We start from the raw sequence: 18,509 nt of genomic DNA on the forward strand, positions 1-18,509 counted from the left end.
AGAACCGGTTATGCGGGCTTCTCGACAGGCATGATATTCACGGATTAGAAAGCCGCATGAACGACCGCTCCAAATCCCGCTCCGCCGCGCGCCTCGCCGCGGTCCAGGCGCTCTATCAGCTCGAAATGGAGGGCACGCCGCTCCATCTGCTGTTGCACGAATTCCACGAACATCGCCTGGGCGCGACGATCGAGGACGTGACCTATGCCGAAGCCGAGCAGAATTTCTTCGACGATGTTGTGTCGGGCGTCGATCGCCGCCGCGCCGAGATTGACGGGCTGATCAGCGCGCGCCTGTCGAGCGGCTGGACCCTCGACCGCCTCGACAAGCCGATGCGCCAGATTCTGCGCGCGGGCACCTATGAACTGCTCGCCCGTCAGGATGTCGCGACCGGCACCGTCATCAGCGAATATGTCGACGTCGCCCACGCCTTCTACGACAAGCGCGAAGCCGGCTTCGTCAACGGCCTGCTCGACGGCGTGTCGAAGGACGTGCGGAAATAAGGTTGCACGGACGCGTTCTGTAATGGACGTCATCCCGGACTTGATCCGGGATCCATTCAGCGCTTCCTCGCCAACATAGCGCGCAATGGATTCCCGCGTCCGCGGGGATGACGGATGATTTCTGTAGAAGCGGGTGCTGGGATAGAGATTACATCATGTCCGCCGAATCCCGCTTCCTCACCCTGCTGCGCCTGCTCGCCCATGATCCCGCCGCGCAGGGGTTGCAGGACGATGTCGCGGTGCTGCCGGTCGGCGCCACGCGCCTCATCCTCACCAGCGACACGATGGTCGAGGGCGTCCATTATCTTCCCACCGATCCGCCGGCGGATATCGGCTGGAAACTGGCGGCGGTGAATCTGTCCGACCTTGCCGCCAAGGGCGCGAAACCGGTGGGCTGCCTGCTCAACTACAGCCTGTCGGGCGACGACGGCTGGGACGCAGCTTTCCTCGAAGGTCTGGGCGAGGCGCTGGAGCGCCACGCCATGCCGCTGCTTGGCGGCGATACGGTCAGCATGCCGGCCGGCGCACCGCGCAGCTACAGCCTGACAGCGATCGGTGAGGCGACCAGCATACCGGTCCCCAGCCGCGCCGGCGCGCAGGCGGGCGATCGTCTCTATGTCACCGGGCCGGTCGGCGATGCCGGCATCGGTCTCGACCTTGCCCGCGCCGATCCTGCCGCATCCGGCCCGCTGGTCGCCGCCTATCGCCGCCCGCGCCCGCGCCTGGCAGAGGGGGCCTTGCTCGCCCGCGTCGCGACCGCGATGATGGACCTGTCCGACGGCCTGCTGATCGACGCGGCGCGCATGGGCGCGGCCAGCAACCTCGCCGTCACCATCGACCATATCCCGCTCTCGCCCGCACTCGAAAGCGTGCGCGGCGCCAGCACCGCGATCCAGCTCGCCGCGGCGCGCGCCGGCGATGATTATGAACTGCTTTTCGCGCTGCCGCCCGGCGTGTCGCCGCCGGTGCGCGCGATCCCGATCGGCCGTTTCGCAGAAGGGGCGGGCCTGACCCTGCTGATCGACGGCGCGGTCATGCCGCTGCCCGACCGGCTTGGCTGGGAACATGGCTGATCTCGATCATTGCGCAACCGGCTTGACGCGCGGCGCCTGACCTGTAGCTTCCTATCACCCTATTCTCAGCCGGTTGGAGCGCCCGATGCGCATCGTCCTGTTGCTGATTGACGCGGTGCCCGATGCCGGCGTTCCCCCGTCCGGCCGCCCGCTGTTGCGCCCTTCGCCCGCCCGTCATTCCCTGCGGAGCGATCGATGACAGCAACAATAGGGGGAGAGGAACAAGCATGCAGATAGTCCATATTGCCATAGGGTGCGGCCTGCTGGCCGTGCTCTACGGGCTTTTCACCAGTCGCCAGGTGCTGGCCGCACCGGCGGGCAACGATACGATGCAGGCGATCGCGGGGGCGATCCAGGAGGGGGCAAAGGCCTATCTTGGCCGTCAATATACCACCATCGCGGTGGTCGGCATCGTCGTCGCCGTACTTGTCTTCCTCTTCCTCGGGATAACCTCTGCCGTCGGCTTCCTGATCGGCGCGATCCTGTCGGGAGCGGCCGGCTTCATCGGCATGAACATCTCGGTGCGCGCCAATGTGCGCACGGCGGAAGCCTCGCGCGGCACGTTGCAGAGCGGTCTCACCGTCGCCTTCCGGGCCGGCGCGATCACCGGCATGCTGGTGGCGGGCCTTGCCTTGCTCGCGATCAGTGTCTTCTTCTGGTATCTGACCGGTCCGGCCGGCCATGCCCCCGATGACCGGCTGGTGATCGACAGCCTGGTCGCGCTGGCCTTCGGCGCCAGCCTCATCTCCATCTTCGCACGGCTGGGCGGCGGCATCTTCACCAAGGCGGCCGACGTCGGCGCCGATCTGGTCGGCAAGGTGGAGGCGGGCATCCCGGAGGATGACCCGCGCAACCCGGCGGTGATTGCGGACAATGTTGGCGACAATGTTGGCGACTGCGCCGGCATGGCGGCCGACCTGTTCGAAACCTATGTCGTCACCGTCGGCGCCACCATGGTGCTGACCGCGCTGCTGGTGACCGGCGTCGACAACGCCTTCCTGATGCGCTTGATGGCCTTGCCGCTGATCGTCGGCGGCGTGTGCATCATCACCTCGATCATCGGCACCTATATGGTCCGCCTGGGCGCCAGCCAGTCGATCATGGGCGCGCTTTACAAGGGCTTTTGGACCACCGCGATCCTGTCGATCCCGGCGCTCTGGTTCGTCACCCATTATACGCTGGGCGATCTCGACACGCCGTTCGGCACCGATCTGGATGGCGTCGGCGGCTATACCGGCATGGCGCTGTTCTGGTCGATGATGGTGGGCCTTGCCGTCACCGGCCTGCTGGTCGTCATCACCGAATATTATACCGGCACCAATTATCGCCCGGTCCGCTCGATCGCCAAGGCATCGGAAACCGGCCATGGCACCAATGTCATTCAGGGCCTCGCCATCAGCCTGGAATCGACCGCGCTGCCGACAATCGTGATCGTGATCGGCATCATCGTCGCCTATCAGCTTGCGGGCCTGATCGGCATCGCCTTTGCCGCCACCGCGATGCTGGCGCTGGCCGGCATGGTGGTCGCGCTCGACGCCTATGGCCCGGTCACGGACAATGCCGGCGGCATCGCCGAAATGGCCCATCTTGACGACAGCGTCCGGGTGAAGACCGATGCGCTCGACGCGGTCGGCAACACCACCAAGGCGGTGACCAAGGGCTATGCCATCGGCTCGGCCGGCCTGGCGGCCCTGGTGCTGTTCGGCGCCTATACGGAGGATCTGAAATTCTACAATGCGGCCCTCGGCCTTACCGAGCCGGTCGATTTCAGCCTGTCCAACCCCTATGTCATCGTCGGCCTGCTGCTGGGCGCGCTGCTGCCCTATCTGTTCGGCGCGATGGGGATGACGGCGGTCGGCCGCGCGGCCGGCGACGTGGTCCAGGATGTGCGCGACCAGTTCGCCACCAACAAGGGCATCATGGAGGGGACGTCGCGGCCCAATTATGCCCGCACCGTCGATCTCGTCACCCGCGCTGCGATCAAGGAAATGATCATCCCTTCGCTGCTGCCGGTGCTGGCGCCGATCGCGGTCTATTTCATCATTGCGGCGGTCGCGGGCGTGCCCAACGGCTTTGCCGCGCTGGGCGCCCTGCTGTTGGGCGTCATCGTCTCGGGCTTGTTCGTCGCCCTGTCGATGACCTCGGGGGGCGGGGCCTGGGACAATGCCAAGAAATATATCGAGGATGGCCATCATGGCGGCAAAGGCAGCGAGGCGCACAAGGCCGCAGTGACCGGCGACACGGTGGGTGATCCCTACAAGGATACCGCCGGCCCGGCGGTCAACCCGATGATCAAGATCACCAATATCGTGGCGCTCTTGTTGCTCGCGGCGCTTGCGCACGGCGCTTAACCCGGTTTTAAATCGCCGGACTGACGATGACCCCGCCTGGCAACGGGCGGGGTCATGTTTGACTGGGGGGTATGTTTGAAACTGTTTCTGTCCGTCGCGGCCTGCGCGCTCGCGACTTTTGCGCCTGCTGTCTCTGCGCAAACCGATGCGACCAAGGCCGACGCTGCCAAGGTGCCGGCGACCGCCGCCAAGACCTGGCCGGTAGAGGCCTTTGCCGAACTGCCGGCAATGGACTCACCCGAACTCTCGCCCGATGGCGCGCGCGTTGCCGCGCGGATCGCGATCAAGGGCGAGCAGCGGTTGGTGATCGCCGAAGTGAAGGGCGGCAATGTCCGTAACATGGGCTTGGGCGACAATGATCTCAACTGGTGGCGCTGGGTCAATAATGACTGGCTGATCGTCGGCATCGGCGCGGAAACCAATGTGCAGGGCGATACCTGGTCGATCAGCCGCGTTGCCAGCATCAAGGCGGATGGCACCAAGGCCAGCATCCTTGCCAAGGCTGTCGCCGCGCAAAATGGCGACGATGTCATCTGGGTCGCGCGTGACGGCAGCCCGCGCATCCTGCTCTCCTACCAGACCTCCATCTATTATGATGATCTTGGTTTTTGGCCTCAGGTCAGCGAAGTGGATGTCAGCACCGGCAAGATGCGCACCGTCGTGCCCTCGCGCCAATATGTGCGCAGCTGGTATGCCGATGCGACTGGCGCGGTGCGCATGGGGGTGGGCTATAATGACTCCAGCCGTTCCTCGAAACTGCTCTACCGCCCCGATGGTCGCGGCAGTTTTCGCGTGGTCGACAGGGCCAATCGCCGTCGCCATGAATCACTGATCGTGCCGATGCTGTTCACGGCCGATCCGGGCAAGGCGATCGCCAGTGACGATCGCGACGGCACCGATGCCTTTTATGAACTGGACCTCGGTACGCTGGAACTGGGCAAGAAGCTCTACGAAGCGCCCGGCTTCGATCTTGGCGGGCTGGAAGTAGACGCTGCCGGCACCGGCATGGCGGGCGTGCGCTACACCGCCGATGCGCCAGCCGTTCACTGGTTCGATCCGACCCTGGCGAAAATTCAGGCCGATATCGACAAGGCCGTGGGCGATCGCCGGGCGCGCATCGTCTCGACCAGTCAGGACTTGAAGAAACTGATCGTGCATGTCGGTGCAGCCAGCCAGCCGGGCGCCTATTATTTCTATGACACCGATTATGGCGCCATGTCGCTGCTGTCGAAAGTCAGCGAGACGCTGGGTGTCCGGCCCCAACTCTCCCCGGTCAAGACGATCCGCTACAAGGCGCGTGACGGTCTGGAGATCGCGGCGGTGCTGACCTTGCCCTATGGCAAGGAGGCGAAGAACCTTCCCTTGATCCTGATGCCCCATGGCGGTCCGTTCGCCCGCGATGCGGAGACATGGGATTGGTGGGTGCAGTTCCTGGCCAATCGCGGCTATGCGGTGATCCAGCCCAATTATCGCGGTTCGTCGGGCTATGGCACGGACTTCGCGGCTAAGGGCGAGGGGCAATGGGGCCTTGCCATGCAGGATGACCTCAATGATGCGGTCGATTGGGCGGTGAAGCAGGGCATTGCGGACGCCAAGCGGGTCTGCGTCGTCGGCGCCTCCTATGGCGGCTATGCCGCGATGCGCGCGGCCCAGCGCGACGGTGGCCGCTATCGCTGCGCCGTCTCCTATGCCGGCGTGTCGGATCTGGGCGCGATGATGCGCTATGACCGGCGCTTCCTGAATTCCGGCGCCAGCGGTGACTGGCTGAAGGAGCAGGCGCCCGACTTCGGCGTCGTTTCGCCGATCAACTATGCCGCCGGCTTCTCGACGCCGATCCTGCTGATGCATGGCAAGAAGGACCGGCGCGTCCCGGTCGGCCAGTCACGCGAGATGGCGGAAAAGCTCAAGGCTGCCGGCAAGGTGGACGGCCGCGACTATATCTATGTCGAACAGCCGCTGGCCGACCATTTCTTCTCGCGCCAGGCCGACCGGCTGGAATTCCTCCAGCAGCTCGAAGCCTTTCTGAAAGCGCATAACCCCGCCTGAGCGAAGTGCGGCGCGACTGTCAGAAGTCGCGCCGCAATTCCAGGAAGACGGTGCGCGGCCGGCCGACAAAGGCGCCCTTGCGCGCATCGAAGGTGGCGACGGCATAGGTCTTGTCGAAGATATTCTCGACCCGGATCATCGCTTCCGCAAAGCCCAGATCCTGGGTGATGCTGCCGTCGAACACGGTAAAGCCGGGAATATGCGCGCCGCGCCGGTCGATCTGCCCCGACACATATTGGCCGCCCAGCGCCAGCGCCGTGCCCCAAACCGGCATCTGATAGCGGGACCATAGCCCGGCCTGATGATGCGGGGCGTTGGGGAAGCGGCCGCCGACCGCATTGTCGATCGTCGCGCCGTCCGCGCTGTCGGTGATGCGCGCGTCATTATAGGCGTAATTGGCGGTCAGCACCCAATTCTTGCTGAGGTCCGCCGCCAGCGTCAGCTCGATCCCCTTGCTGGTGACTTCGCCGACCGGCGACAACTGGTCCAGTCCGTTGACCGGTTCCAGATCGGGATCGACCTGCACGATGCCGTTGCGCACAATATGGTAGAGCGCGACCGTCGGTTGCAATTTGCCCTGCAGCAACGCGCCCTTTGCGCCGATCTCGAACTGGCGGCTGGCGATCGGGGCGAAGGGGCCGCCGACCGCCGGATTCTGGTTGCCGGCATCCTGAGGCTCGAAACTCTGGGCATAGCTGCCATAGAGGGACAGAGATTGCACCGGCTTGTAGATGCCGCCGACGCGCCAGCTCCAACGGCCCCCTTCGGCATAATCGCCACCGATCCGGTCCTTGTCGTCGAACCAGTCATGGCGCACCCCGCCGACCAGGATGACATGGTCGCCGATGTCGGCCTGTTCCTGCGCATAGGCGCCATAGCGATGGGCGAGGGTGGCCGTGACATTGGGCGTCAGGCCGGCCAGGTCCGCCTCGGTCGGGTTGCTCAGGCCATAGACGGGATTGCTCAGCGACAGGCCCGGCACGTCCTTCAGCGTCACGCCGCTGAAATCCTGCGTCTCGCGATACCAGTCGGCGCCCACCAGCAATGTATGCTTGATCCCGCCGGTCTCCAGCCTGGCGATCATGTTGCTCGCCAGGCTGGCGCCCTTGATCGTGCGATGCTGCGACCGGAATTCGCGCGGCTGGGTATCGACGACGCCATCGCCATCGGTGTCGATCGGTCCCAGCGGTTCATGATAGCGCTGATATTCGGTATAGCGGAACCAGCGGCCCGATGCATTGATGCTCACCGCATCCGACAGCCGGCTGTCGAGCCGCGTCTGCAGCACCGTGCCTTTCAGGTCCAGTCTGTCGTTCTTCTCATTATGGGTCCAGCTGCGGTCGGCCAGAAAATGGCCATCTGCGTCGATCGCCACGCCACGCAGCCGGTTGCCGGGCAGATCCTGGTCATAGCGGGTCGCCTGCACCGTCAGGCTGGTGTCGGACGCCAGCTTGAACTTCAGCCCGCCGTCCGCGACCAGGCTGCGACTGCCGGAAAAACGCTGCACCGTGTCGAAGCTTTCGTAGAACAGCCCGGTGCGCGCCGCGACAACGCCATTGGCGTCGATTGGCCCGGTCACCTCGCCTGACGCGCCATAGCGGTCATAATTGCCGATCACCGCGCGTACCGATGCGGCGAACTTGTCCTGCGGCTTCTTGGTGACATAATTGACCATGCCGCCCGGCGAGCTGGCGCCATAGAGCATGCCGACCGGCCCTTTGAGAAACTCCACCCGGTCGATGCTGAAAAGGTTCGGCACGGCGAAGCCCTGGAACGGGTCGCCGCGCAGTCCGTCATAGAACATCGATTCCTGCCGGAAACCGCGATAGGTGACGGTGGCATATTGGTTGGCGCTGACGCCCGCGACATTGCGATAAAGATCGGTGATGTCGCGCGCGCCCTGGTCGCGGATCAGCTCGCTGGTGATGACCTGCACCGACTGGGGAATGTCCATCGGATCGGCCGGGATTTTGCCGATCTCGCTATCCTCGGCGCGATAGAGTTTCTGCGCGCGGGCGGTAACCAGGATGTCGCTGTCGCCGGCGGCCGCATCGAGCGGGGCCTGCGCCAGCACGGGCAGTGGCGCAAACAGGGAGGGCAGGGCGCAAAGATGCGCGACACGGAGGCTGGGCAAGGCGGCGATCCCGTTGAAATGGACAAGGAATGGAGCCGGTTCGCTCCCTCTGCCTCTCCCGAATGCTGCTTCGGCTAATGATATTGCGAGTGTATTGCAACACGTGGCTGGCTGATTTGATGCCATATTGATCCAGCTCCGCCCGCGCTGGCTTCAATGTGCGCGCATCAGCAATGGTCCGGACTGTGGTTGTCACAAAACAGAAACTAAAATGACGCTGTCATGTAATCGAATCGTCATAGAGGCCCGCCAACCCTGTTGGAGAGCAATGCCCGATGCGCCGCCTGTCCCTCTGTCTTTTCGCCCTGTTTGCGTTGCCTGCGACCGCGCATGCCAGCGAGGATGAGCAACTCTGGACCACGACCAGTGCGACGGTGAAGCTGTCCGACCATTGGCGCCTCCAGCAGGAGATCGTCGCCCGCTTCAGCAATGATCGCAATGGTCTGTACGAGATCGAGAGCAATACGCTGGTTGGCTACAAGCTCGACAAGCAGGTGACGGTCTGGGCCGGTTACACCCATGATCCCCAATATGCCGGCGGCGATTTCACGGTGATGGAGCATCGCGCCCGTGAACAGGTGACCTTCGACAATATCCTCAAGCTTGGTCCAGTGTCGGTCAGCGCACGGATGCGGATGGAGCAGCGCTGGCGGGAAGGGGTTGACGGCACCGCCTGGCGCCTGCGCCCCTATGTGAAGCTGACCCTGCCCTTCAAGGAAGGCGGCAAGACCGCGCTGATCCTGAGCCATGAAAGCTTCATCGATCTCAACAAGACCAACTTCCAGCGTGTCCAGGGCGAGGAGCGGATGCGCAACCTGATCGCGATCACCACGCCGCTGGCCAAGAATGTGAATGCGGAGATCGGCTATCTCCACCAGCATGGCTTCCGCCCCGATGCCGACGACAGCAACGACAATGTCGCTTCGCTCTCGCTCAGCTTCAGCTTCTGATCGCTGTCCTGCAACGCCGCATTCCCCTATATTGGCGGGCAGCGGGAAGGGGGACGATTTGTAACGAAATTTCCCGCATTTGAATGAAGATGACAAAATGTGCGGGAAATGTGCGAAGTTAAGCGCTTGCTTGCCCGGCTCGGGGTGGGGGCCTATAGCCCGCGGCCATGAGCAGCGAACCCTTCCGCACGCAACTCGCCGCGCTTGAATCGCGGGGGCGCCTGCGCCACCTGATCCCCCGCGCCGGGCGTGATTTTGCCTCCAACGACTATCTTGGCCTCGCGTCCGATCCGATGATCGGCCAGGCCGTGGCGGACGCGGTCGCGCGCGGCGTGCCGGTCGGCTCGGGCGGGTCGCGCCTGCTGCGCGGCAATGCCCCGGAACATGAAGGGCTGGAGGCCAAGGCCGCGGAATTTTTCCGCACCCAGGCGTCGCTGTTCCTGGCCAATGGCTTTCTCGCCAACATGGCGCTGTTCGCGACCCTGCCACAGCGCGGCGACCTGATCGTCGCGGACGAACTGATCCATGCCAGCGTTCATGACGGCATCCGCCTGTCGAAGGCGACCGCGGTCTTCGCTCGTCACAACGACCTGCAAAGCTTCGCCGACCTCATCACCGCCTTCCGCGCCGAAGGGGGCAAGGGCCGGATCTGGATCGCGGTCGAAACGCTCTATTCGATGGACGGCGACATGGCCCCGCTCGGCGATCTCGCCAAGCTCGCCGCCACCCATGATGCGATGCTGTTGCTGGACGAAGCCCATGGCACCGGCGTCTTCGGCCCCGGCGGGCGCGGGCTTTCGGCCGGCCTCGATGGGCTGCACAATGTCATCACCCTCCACACCTGCGGCAAGGCGATGGGCGTGGAGGGCGCGCTGATCTGCGGCCCGCGCATCCATATCGACTATCTCATCAACCGCGCCCGGCCCTTCATCTTCTCGACCGCGCCGTCACCGCTGATGGCGGTCGCCGCTTCCGCCGCGATCGACCGGATCGAGACCGCCGATAATCGCCGCGACCGGCTAGCCACATTGCGGCAGGATGCGGTGGAAGCGATCTGCGCGCCGCTCGGCCTGCCCCGTCCACGCAGCCAGATCATCCCGCTGATCCTGGGCGAGGACGCGCGCACCATGGCCGCAGCCGCCGCCTTGCAGGAGGCCGGCTTCGACGTGCGCGGCATCCGCCCGCCGACGGTGCCCGCCGGCACCAGCCGGCTGCGCATCTCACTCTCGCTCAATGTCGGGCGGGCTGATGTGATCGCGCTCGGCGACGTGCTGCGCCGGGTCGCCCGATGACCCGCCTGATCGTTACCGGCACCGATACCGACATTGGCAAGACCGTCTTCGCAGCTGGCCTCGCCGCGACGCTCGGCGCTTATTATTGGAAGCCGATCCAGGCCGGCGTCGATCCGCAGGGCGACAAGGAACGGGTCGCCGCCCTGTCCGGCCTGCCGGCCCAACGCATTCTGCCCGAAGCCTATCGCCTTGCCACGCCCGCCTCGCCGCATCTTGCCGCGCGGATTGACGGCGTCGACATCTCGCTCGATCGCCTGGCGCTGCCCAGGGTCGATGGGCCGCTGGTGGTCGAAGGCGCGGGCGGCGTGCTGGTGCCGGTCAGCGAAAGCCTGCTGATGGCGGACCTGTTCGCCTATTGGGGTCAGCCCGCGATCCTCTGTGCCCGCACCGGCCTTGGTACGATCAACCACAGTCTGCTCAGCATAGAAGCGTTGCGCGCGCGCGGCGTCCATGTCGTCGGCATCGCCTTCATCGGGGATGCGCATGAGGAGAATGAGCGGATCATCCCGCACATTGCCGGCGTGCCCAGCCTGGGGCGCCTGCCGCTGCTCGATCCGCTCGACCGGGACAGTCTGGCTGCCGCCTTCAGGGCGCACATACACCTTCCCGATAATTTCAACGGCCGATAATTTTCGACCAACGACATGGACATGCCGCTTTGACGGGCGTTGAACTGCCCGCCAGAACGGACAGAGCGAATGACGTCCGATCCAGACGAAGCAAGGGAATAGCCTTCATGAAGTTCCTCCTGATGGGCGCTGCCGCCACCGGCCTCGCGCTCGCCGCGACCGTTGCCTATGCCGACCAGCCCGCCACCACGACCGCCGCTGCCCCGGCCGCCAAGCCGACCTATGGCAGCTACGGCTTCGACGCCGCCGGCATGGACAGCTCGGTCAAGCCCGGCGACGATTTCTATGAATATGCCAACGGCACCTGGCTGAAGAACACGCCGATCCCGGCGGACAAGTCCAACTATGGCGCCTTCACCGTTCTGGACGAGCTATCGCAGAAGCGCACCCGCGAGATATTGGACGGCGCCAAGACCGATCCCAACAGCAAGATCGGCGTCGCCTATGCGACCTATCTGGATTCGGCCGCGGTCGAAGCGAAGGGCCTTGCCCCGATCAAGCCCTGGCTCGCCGAAATCGGCGCGGTCAAGGATCTGAAGGCCTATGCCGCCCTGTCCGGAAAGGCGGCGCGCGCCGGCGTGCGCGGCCCGTTCCGCTTTTATGTCGGTCAGGACGACAAGGATCCCGAAACCTACATCCTCTCGATGATGCAGGGTGGCCTGGGCCTGCCCGACCGCGACTATTATCTCGACCAGGGCGAGAAGATGGCGGCGATCCGCACCGCCTATGTCGCCCATCTCGAACAGATGCTCACCCTGCTGGGTGAACCCAATGCCAAGGCGCGCGCCGCCGCGCTGATGGCGTTCGAGACCGAGATCGCCAAGGTCCACTGGACCCAGGTCGACAGCCGCGACGCGGACAAGACCTATAACAAGATGACCCTGGCCGCGTTGCAGAAGGCTGCGCCCGGATTCGACTTCGCCGCCTATTTCGGCGCCGTCGGCCTCAAGCCCACCGACCTGCTGGTTGCCCAGCCCTCCGCCGTCACCGGCGAAGCCGCGCTGATCGCCAAGGCGCCGATCGGCGTGCTGAAGGACAGCCTGCTGCTGCGCAGCGTCCACAGCTATGCCGATTATTTGCCCGACAATATCGCCAGCGCCGATTTCGCCTTTTTCGGCACTACCCTGTCGGGCACGCCCGAGCGCGAGGAGCGCTGGAAGCGCGGCGTCACCTTCCTCAAGGAATCGCTGGGTGAGGAAGTCGGCAAGGTCTATGTCGCCAAATATTTCCCGCCCGAAACCAAGGCTGCGATGGACCAGCTGGTCAAGAATGTCCTGTCGGCCATGGGTCGCCGCATCGATGGCCTGCCATGGATGAGCGACGAGGCCAAGGCCCGCGCCCACAAGAAGCTCGCCGCCTTCACGCCCAAGATCGGCTATCCTGATCGCTGGCGCGACTATAGCGGCCTGACGATCACGTCGGGCGACCTGTTCGGCAATGCGATGCGTGCGAACCAGTTCGACTTCGATTATAATATCGGCAAGCTGGGCAAGCCCATCTATCGCTGGGAATGGGGCATGACCCCGATGGAGATCAACGCCTATGCCAATTTCGGCATGGTCGAGATCGTCTTCCCGGCCGCCATCCTGCAGCCGCCCTTCTTTGACCCCAATGCCGATCCGGCGGTCAATTATGGCGGTATCGGCGCGGTGATCGGCCATGAACTCAGCCATCATTTCGACGACCAGGGCGCGAAATATGACGAGACCGGCAAGCTCAATCAGTGGTGGACCGATCAGGATGTCGCCAATTTCAAGGCGCTGACCGCCAAGCTCGGCGCCCAATATGACGCCTATGAACCCTTCCCCGGCGCGCATGTGAAGGGCGCCTTCACCATGGGCGAGAATATCGGCGATCTGGGCGGCCTGGCCGTCGCGCTCGACGCCTATCATGCCTCGCTGGGCGGCAACGCCGCGCCGGTGATCGACGGCGTGACCGGCGACCAGCGCTTCTTCCTGGGCTGGGCACAGGTGTGGCGCCGCAATTATCGCGAGGCCAATCTGCGCCAGCGTCTGGTCACCGATCCGCACGCGCCGTCGCAATATCGCGCCGATATCGTGCGCAATTTCGACGCCTGGTATGACGCATTCAAGCCCGCGCCGGGCGGCAAGATCTATCTCGATCCTAAGGATCGGGTGAAGATCTGGTAAGCAGAATCGGGAAGGGCCGCTCATCGGGTGGCCCTTTTTCGTTGCTGCATGGAAATGAGGACCGCGACCGATCGTTTCCCCTTCGCGGCAGGCTGACGGGAACTTTTCCGCCATCTTTCTAATGCCACGCTTCATCCTGTCCGGACTTTTCCCCGGCCTGCTTTGTCAACAGCTTTGGGCGGTAGCAAAGCCAAGGAGAAGCACATGACGGGTCTCAACCTCTCGAACATCATCAAGACCGGTGTCGCGTCCGTCGCGCTGCTGGCCGCCTATTCCGTGTCGGCCCAGACGCCCGCTGCCCCGGCCGCGTCGGCCCCTGCCGCCGGCGCCAGCAACTTCAGCGATGCCGACATCAAGCAGTTCGCGGCCGCCGCCGTCGAAGTAACCAAGATTCAGTCGGACAATGCAATCGCGGCCGCCGAAAAGCAGCCCAAGATGCTGGCCGCGCTGCAGTCGAAGGGCATTCCGCCCGAAAAGTTCAACGCCATCGGCCAGGCTGCGGCCGCCGACCCGGCCCTGCAGCAGCGGATCCAGGCCGCCGCGGGCACGCCGGCACCGGCCGCGCCCGCCAGCCCGGCGACCCCGGCTGATCCGGCAACCCCGCCGCAGCAATAAGCATATTTGCCACGGGAATGGCGGGTTCTCCCTTGCCCGCCATTCCCGATCTGCGATCCGGTTCCCCAGTTCGTTGAAAATAAAGGGGGTGACCATGGCGGCTCCGCCTGTCTATGGTCCCGGCCATGCATGAACAGGCCCTTGTAATCGCGCTGATCGGCATATTGGGCATCGGCGCCCAATGGATTGCCTGGCGCACCGGCTGGCCCGCCATTGCCCTGATGCTCGCCGCTGGCGTCATCGGTGGCCCGGTGACCCGCCTTATCGATCCCAAGCTCACTTTTGGCGAACTGCTCGAACCCATGGTGTCGGTGGCGGTCGCCCTGATCCTGTTCGAGGGCGGGCTCAGCCTCAATTTCCGCGAACTGCGCAAGACGGACGGCGCCGTCACCCGGCTTGTGGTGCTGGGCGCGCCGATCGGATGGGTGCTGGGCGCGCTCGCCCTTTATTATGTCGCGGGCCTTGTCTGGCCGGTGGCGATCCTGTTTGCGGGCATTCTTGTGGTGACCGGGCCGACCGTGGTGCTGCCGCTGCTGCGCCAGTCCAACGTTGCCGCCCGGCCGCGCGCCATCCTCAAATGGGAAGCGATCGTCAATGATCCGGTCGGCGCGCTGCTCGGCCTTGCCACCTATGAATATCTGCGCCGGTCGAGCGAGGGCAGCACGCTGGCGGCCGTCATCCTGTCGCTGGTCGCCGCCGCGATCATCGCCGGCCTGATCGGCTGGCTTGCCGCCCGCGCGATCGGCTGGGCGTTCCAGCGCGGCCATGTGCCGGAATATCTGAAAGCGCCGATCCTGCTGGTCGCGGTGATCGGCGTGTTCGTCCTCTCCAACCTCATCCAGGCGGAAACCGGCCTCGTCACCGTGACGGTGATGGGCGTCGCGCTCGCCAACATGAAGTTCGATTCCCTGCGCGACATCCAGCCGTTCAAGGAAAATGTCACCGTCCTGCTGATCTCGGGCGTGTTCGTGATCCTGTCGGCCTCGCTCGACCTTGATGTGCTGCGCCAGTTCGAATGGCGCTTCCTGGCCTATTTGCTGGTGCTGCTGTTCGTCGTCCGTCCCGCGACGGTGCTGCTCAGCCTCGCCTTCTCGCCGGTGCCCTGGAACGAGCGACTGCTGGTCGCCTGGATCGCGCCGCGCGGTATCGTGGCGGTCGCCATTTCCGGCCTGTTTGCGCTGCGTCTCGATCGGCTGGGCTATGGCGACGGCGCAATCCTCGTCACCCTGTCCTTTTCGATCGTGGTTGCGACCATCCTGTTCCATGGCTTCTCGATCAAGCCGGTCGCCCGGTTGCTCAAGGTCACCGGCGCGCAGGACAAGGGCCTGCTGCTGGTCGGCGCCACGCCCTTCAGCCTCAGTCTTGCCGCCCAGTTGCGCCAGCTGGAGGTGCCGGTGATGATTGCCGACAATAGCTGGCAGCGGCTGGCGCCCGCCCGCCATGGCGGCATTCCGACCTATCATGGCGAGATATTGGCGGAGGCGACCGAGGAACGGCTGGACCTCGCCCAGTTCCAGGTGCTCGCCGCCACGTCAGAGAATGAGGCCTATAACGCGCTCGTCTGCAACGAGTTCGCGCCCGAGGTCGGCCGCGACAATGTCTATCAGCTGGGCGACGCCAGCGACGATCATGATCCGCGCGCGCTGCCGGAATCGCTGCGTGGCCGCGCGCTGTTCGACTCCGGCCTGGGCGTTGAGGAAATCATGATCCGCGAGGATGCCGGCTGGACCTTCCGCAAGACGCGGATCAGCGACCAGTTCGATTTCGAGGCGGCGAAGGCCGATCTGCCGGCCGATGCCGACATGCTGCTGTTGCTCCGCAAGAATGGCACGATGCGCTTCTTCACCCATGCGTCGCGACCGACGCCACAGCCGGGCGACACCATCCTGTCCTATGTGCCGCCCGCATCAAAGACCCGCAAGAAACCGGAAGGAGAGGAGGAATGAGGAGGCTCGCCCCCGCGCTGGCCCTGTGCGTCATGCTGGCGGCCTGTGATCGGCCCGCAGGCAATGCTGTCGACAATGCCGCCAACGCGGCCGATGCTGCCGACAATGATGCGGCCGCCAATGAATCTGGCAATGCCGCCGAGCCGGTCCGTTCGATCCTGCGCCCCGAAGTCGCCGAGCCCGAAGCGCCGAAGATCGAACCGCTCGACGCGACCATCGCCTTCGGCACGTCCGGGCTGAAGCTGGACGATGCCGCCCGCGCGGCGCTCGATACGCTGGTCGAAACCCCGGCGATCAAGACCGGCGGGGCGATCACCTTGCGCGGCCATAGCGACAGCAAGGGCAATGACGGCGACAATCGCGTGGCATCGCGCATCCGGGCCGAGGCGGTCGAGGCCTATCTGGTCGAAAAGGGCATCGCCAAGGATCGCATCAGCCTGATCGCGCTGGGCGAAACCCGGCCGGTCGCACCCAATGCCAAGGAGGATGGCAGCGACGATCCGGAAGGTCGCGCGAAGAATCGCCGGGTTGACATCCATGTCGCGGTGCCCACGGTCGTCGTGCCGACCGCGGCCGTGCTGCCCAGCATCTCGCCGGTGGATCGCAAGGACAAGCCATAGCCTTGGCCGCCGATCGGGCGTAGGGGACGCCGATGACCTCTCCTGTCTGGCACCCCTTCACCCAGCACGGCCTCAACGAGCCCATCCCCCATGTCGTCCGGGCGGAGGGCGCGACCCTCCATCTGGCCGATGGCAGCAGTCTGATTGATGGCATTTCCAGCTGGTGGGTGACGACCCATGGCCATTGCCATCCGCGCATCGCCGCTGCCATCGCCCGCCAGGCCGGGCAGCTCGATCAGCTGATCTTCGCGGGCTATACCCATGAACCGGCCGAGGCAGTCGCGCGCGGCCTGGTCGATCTCATGCCACAGGCGCCGGGGCGCGATCCCCTGGCCCATCTCTTCTTTTCCGACAGCGGATCGACCGCGGTGGAAGTCGCGCTCAAGATGGCGCTCGGCTACTGGCATAATCGCGCGCTCGACGGGCTGGGCGAGGCGCGCAACCGTATCCTGGTGCTGGAACATAGCTATCATGGCGATACGATCGGGGCGATGTCGATCGGTGAGCGCGGTGTCTATAATGCCGCCTGGACGCCCCTGCTGTTCGATGTCGGCACTGTCCCTTTCCCGCATCCCGGCCGCGAGCAGGAGACGCTTGCCGCACTGGAGACGGCTTGTTCGCAGCGTCCAGCCGCCTTCATCGTCGAGCCGCTGATCCTGGGGGCAGGGGGGATGCTGATCTATCCGCCCCATGTGCTGCGGGCGATGGCCGATATCTGCGCGCGCCACGACGTGCTGTTCATCGCCGATGAAGTGATGACCGGCTGGGGCCGCACCGGCACCCTGTTCGCGTGCGAGCAGGCCGGCGTGGTGCCCGACATCATGGCGGTGGCCAAGGGGATTACCGGCGGCGCCATCCCGCTCGCCGCGACGCTGGCGACCCCGCGCATCTTCGAGGCGCATCGCTCGACCGACCGGGCGCGGCTCTTCTACCATTCGTCCAGCTACACCGCGAACGCGATTGCCTGTGCCGCTGCTGCTGAAAATCTCGCCATCTGGGCCGAGGAGGATGTGCGGGGACGGATCGCTGCGCTGGCGCAGGGCATCACCGATCGGCTGGCCTCGCTGGCCGACCACCCCGCCTTCGCCAACTCGCGCCAGATCGGCACGATCATGGCGATCGACCTGATTGCGGCCGACGCTGGCTACCTCTCCGACCTCGCGCCGCGCCTGCGTGCCTTCTTCCTGGAACGGGGCCTCTTGCTAAGGCCGCTCGGCAACACCATCTACCTCATGCCGCCCTATTGCATCGATGCGGAGCAGCTCGATGCCGTCTTCGCGGCCCTCGTCGCAGCCGGTGATTATTTCGGTTCTGCGTCCTGACTTCCATTTTCCACGTTTTGGCGCTATGGCGGCGCGATTTTTCGATTCTGGGATATTATGGCCAAAGAAGAACTGCTTGAAATGCGCGGACAGGTTGTGGAGCTTCTCCCCAACGCCATGTTCCGCGTGCGCCTTGAGAATGATCATGAAATTCTCGGCCACACCGCTGGCAAGATGCGCAAGAACCGCATCCGCGTGCTGGTCGGTGACGAAGTGCTGGTCGAACTGACCCCCTACGACCTGACCAAGGGTCGGATCACCTACCGCTTCAAATAAGCCGCATTTTCGATGCGACTCATTCTAGCTTCGGCTTCCCCCAGACGGCGTGACCTTCTGGGGCAGATTGGCGTGCTTCCTGATGCCGTCGATCCTGCGGACATTGACGAAACCCCGCGCAAGGCGGAATTGCCGGCCGCTTATGCGGCGCGTGTCGCCGCCGAAAAGGGCGCGCTGGTCGCTGCCCGTCATCCCGGCGCGCTGATCCTGTCGGGCGATACGGTGGTGGCCGCTGGCCGCCGCATCCTGCCCAAGGCGGAAAGCGAGGCGGAGGTCCGCGCCTGTCTCGACCTGCTGTCGGGGCGCCGGCACCGCGTCTACAGCGCCATCACCCTGATCGACGGTGCGGGCGTGGCACGGCACCGCCTGTCCACCAGCATCGTCATCTTCAAGCGGCTGGAGCGCAGCGAGATCGACCGCTATATTGCCAGCGGCGAAGGGCTGGGCAAGGCGGGTGGCTATGCCATCCAAGGCCGTGCCGCGGGCCTCATCCGCAGCATCCAGGGCAGCCATAGCGCGATCATGGGCCTGCCGCTTTACGAAACCCGCACGCTGCTTGAGGCAGCGGGCTATCCACTGGACCGTCGGGATTTCGAGTGAAA

15 protein-coding genes are annotated in these 18,509 nt (G+C 64.8%); 14 read left to right on the forward strand and 1 reads right to left on the reverse strand.

The window, feature by feature from the left end; genetic code table 11:
- Positions 1-56: 56 nt before the first annotated feature.
- The 4 genes from nusB to N6H05_RS06835 all read left to right on the forward strand — a co-directional run bounded on the left by nusB (position 57) and on the right by N6H05_RS06835 (position 5,973).
- Entirely contained in the window at positions 57-503 is a 447-nt protein-coding gene (nusB, locus tag N6H05_RS06820) for a transcription antitermination factor NusB (protein WP_004208836.1), read from the forward strand.
- A 155-nt stretch (positions 504-658) separates the two neighbouring features.
- Complete coding sequence (gene thiL, locus N6H05_RS06825) at positions 659-1,576, forward strand: thiamine-phosphate kinase (protein ID WP_284113210.1); 918 nt, start codon at positions 659-661, stop codon at positions 1,574-1,576.
- A gap of 227 nt (positions 1,577-1,803) precedes the next feature.
- Positions 1,804-3,927 (forward strand): sodium-translocating pyrophosphatase, encoded by a 2,124-nt coding sequence (locus N6H05_RS06830; protein WP_284113211.1) that lies wholly within the window; start codon positions 1,804-1,806, stop codon positions 3,925-3,927.
- Positions 3,928-3,981: 54 nt separating this feature from the next.
- Complete coding sequence (locus N6H05_RS06835) at positions 3,982-5,973, forward strand: alpha/beta hydrolase family protein (RefSeq protein WP_284113212.1); 1,992 nt, start codon at positions 3,982-3,984, stop codon at positions 5,971-5,973.
- A gap of 19 nt (positions 5,974-5,992) precedes the next feature.
- Here N6H05_RS06835 and N6H05_RS06840 read toward each other — a convergent pair whose 3' ends face one another.
- Positions 5,993-8,107, reverse strand: coding sequence for a TonB-dependent siderophore receptor (locus N6H05_RS06840; RefSeq protein ID WP_284113213.1), 2,115 nt, complete (start codon positions 8,105-8,107; stop codon positions 5,993-5,995).
- Positions 8,108-8,382: 275 nt separating this feature from the next.
- Here N6H05_RS06840 and N6H05_RS06845 point away from each other — a divergent pair, with 275 nt between their 5' ends.
- The 10 genes from N6H05_RS06845 to N6H05_RS06890 all read left to right on the forward strand — a co-directional run bounded on the left by N6H05_RS06845 (position 8,383) and on the right by N6H05_RS06890 (position 18,507).
- A complete protein-coding gene (locus N6H05_RS06845; RefSeq protein WP_284113214.1) occupies positions 8,383-9,057 on the forward strand; it encodes a DUF2490 domain-containing protein in 675 nt (224 codons plus the stop codon).
- Between the two features lie 167 nt (positions 9,058-9,224).
- The gene (locus tag N6H05_RS06850) at positions 9,225-10,349 is read left to right on the forward strand and encodes an 8-amino-7-oxononanoate synthase (RefSeq protein WP_017499660.1); all 1,125 of its coding nucleotides are present in this window, start codon (positions 9,225-9,227) and stop codon (positions 10,347-10,349) included.
- On the forward strand, positions 10,346-10,978 hold the full coding sequence (gene bioD, locus N6H05_RS06855) for a dethiobiotin synthase (protein WP_284113215.1): 633 nt from the start codon (positions 10,346-10,348) through the stop codon (positions 10,976-10,978). The genes N6H05_RS06850 and bioD overlap by 4 nt, the downstream gene beginning before the upstream one ends.
- A gap of 107 nt (positions 10,979-11,085) precedes the next feature.
- Positions 11,086-13,128 (forward strand): M13 family metallopeptidase, encoded by a 2,043-nt coding sequence (locus N6H05_RS06860; protein WP_284113217.1) that lies wholly within the window; start codon positions 11,086-11,088, stop codon positions 13,126-13,128.
- Positions 13,129-13,332: 204 nt separating this feature from the next.
- Positions 13,333-13,743, forward strand: coding sequence for a DUF4168 domain-containing protein (locus N6H05_RS06865; protein WP_004208769.1), 411 nt, complete (start codon positions 13,333-13,335; stop codon positions 13,741-13,743).
- Positions 13,744-13,856: 113 nt separating this feature from the next.
- Positions 13,857-15,689: a cation:proton antiporter gene (locus N6H05_RS06870; protein WP_284113218.1), complete on the forward strand. Its 1,833-nt coding sequence runs from the start codon at positions 13,857-13,859 to the stop codon at positions 15,687-15,689.
- Complete coding sequence (locus N6H05_RS06875; RefSeq protein WP_284113219.1) at positions 15,686-16,309, forward strand: OmpA family protein; 624 nt, start codon at positions 15,686-15,688, stop codon at positions 16,307-16,309. Before N6H05_RS06870 ends, N6H05_RS06875 begins: the two co-directional genes overlap by 4 nt.
- A gap of 32 nt (positions 16,310-16,341) precedes the next feature.
- A complete protein-coding gene (locus N6H05_RS06880; protein ID WP_284113220.1) occupies positions 16,342-17,631 on the forward strand; it encodes an adenosylmethionine--8-amino-7-oxononanoate transaminase in 1,290 nt (429 codons plus the stop codon).
- A gap of 57 nt (positions 17,632-17,688) precedes the next feature.
- The gene (gene infA, locus N6H05_RS06885; protein ID WP_003049127.1) at positions 17,689-17,907 is read left to right on the forward strand and encodes a translation initiation factor IF-1; all 219 of its coding nucleotides are present in this window, start codon (positions 17,689-17,691) and stop codon (positions 17,905-17,907) included.
- Positions 17,908-17,919: 12 nt separating this feature from the next.
- Entirely contained in the window at positions 17,920-18,507 is a 588-nt protein-coding gene (locus N6H05_RS06890) for a Maf family protein (RefSeq protein WP_284113224.1), read from the forward strand.
- Positions 18,508-18,509 lie beyond the last annotated feature (2 nt).

Origin of the sequence: Sphingobium sp. WTD-1, from assembly GCF_030128825.1 — a bacterium.
Classification (GTDB): Bacteria; Pseudomonadota; Alphaproteobacteria; order Sphingomonadales; family Sphingomonadaceae; genus Sphingobium.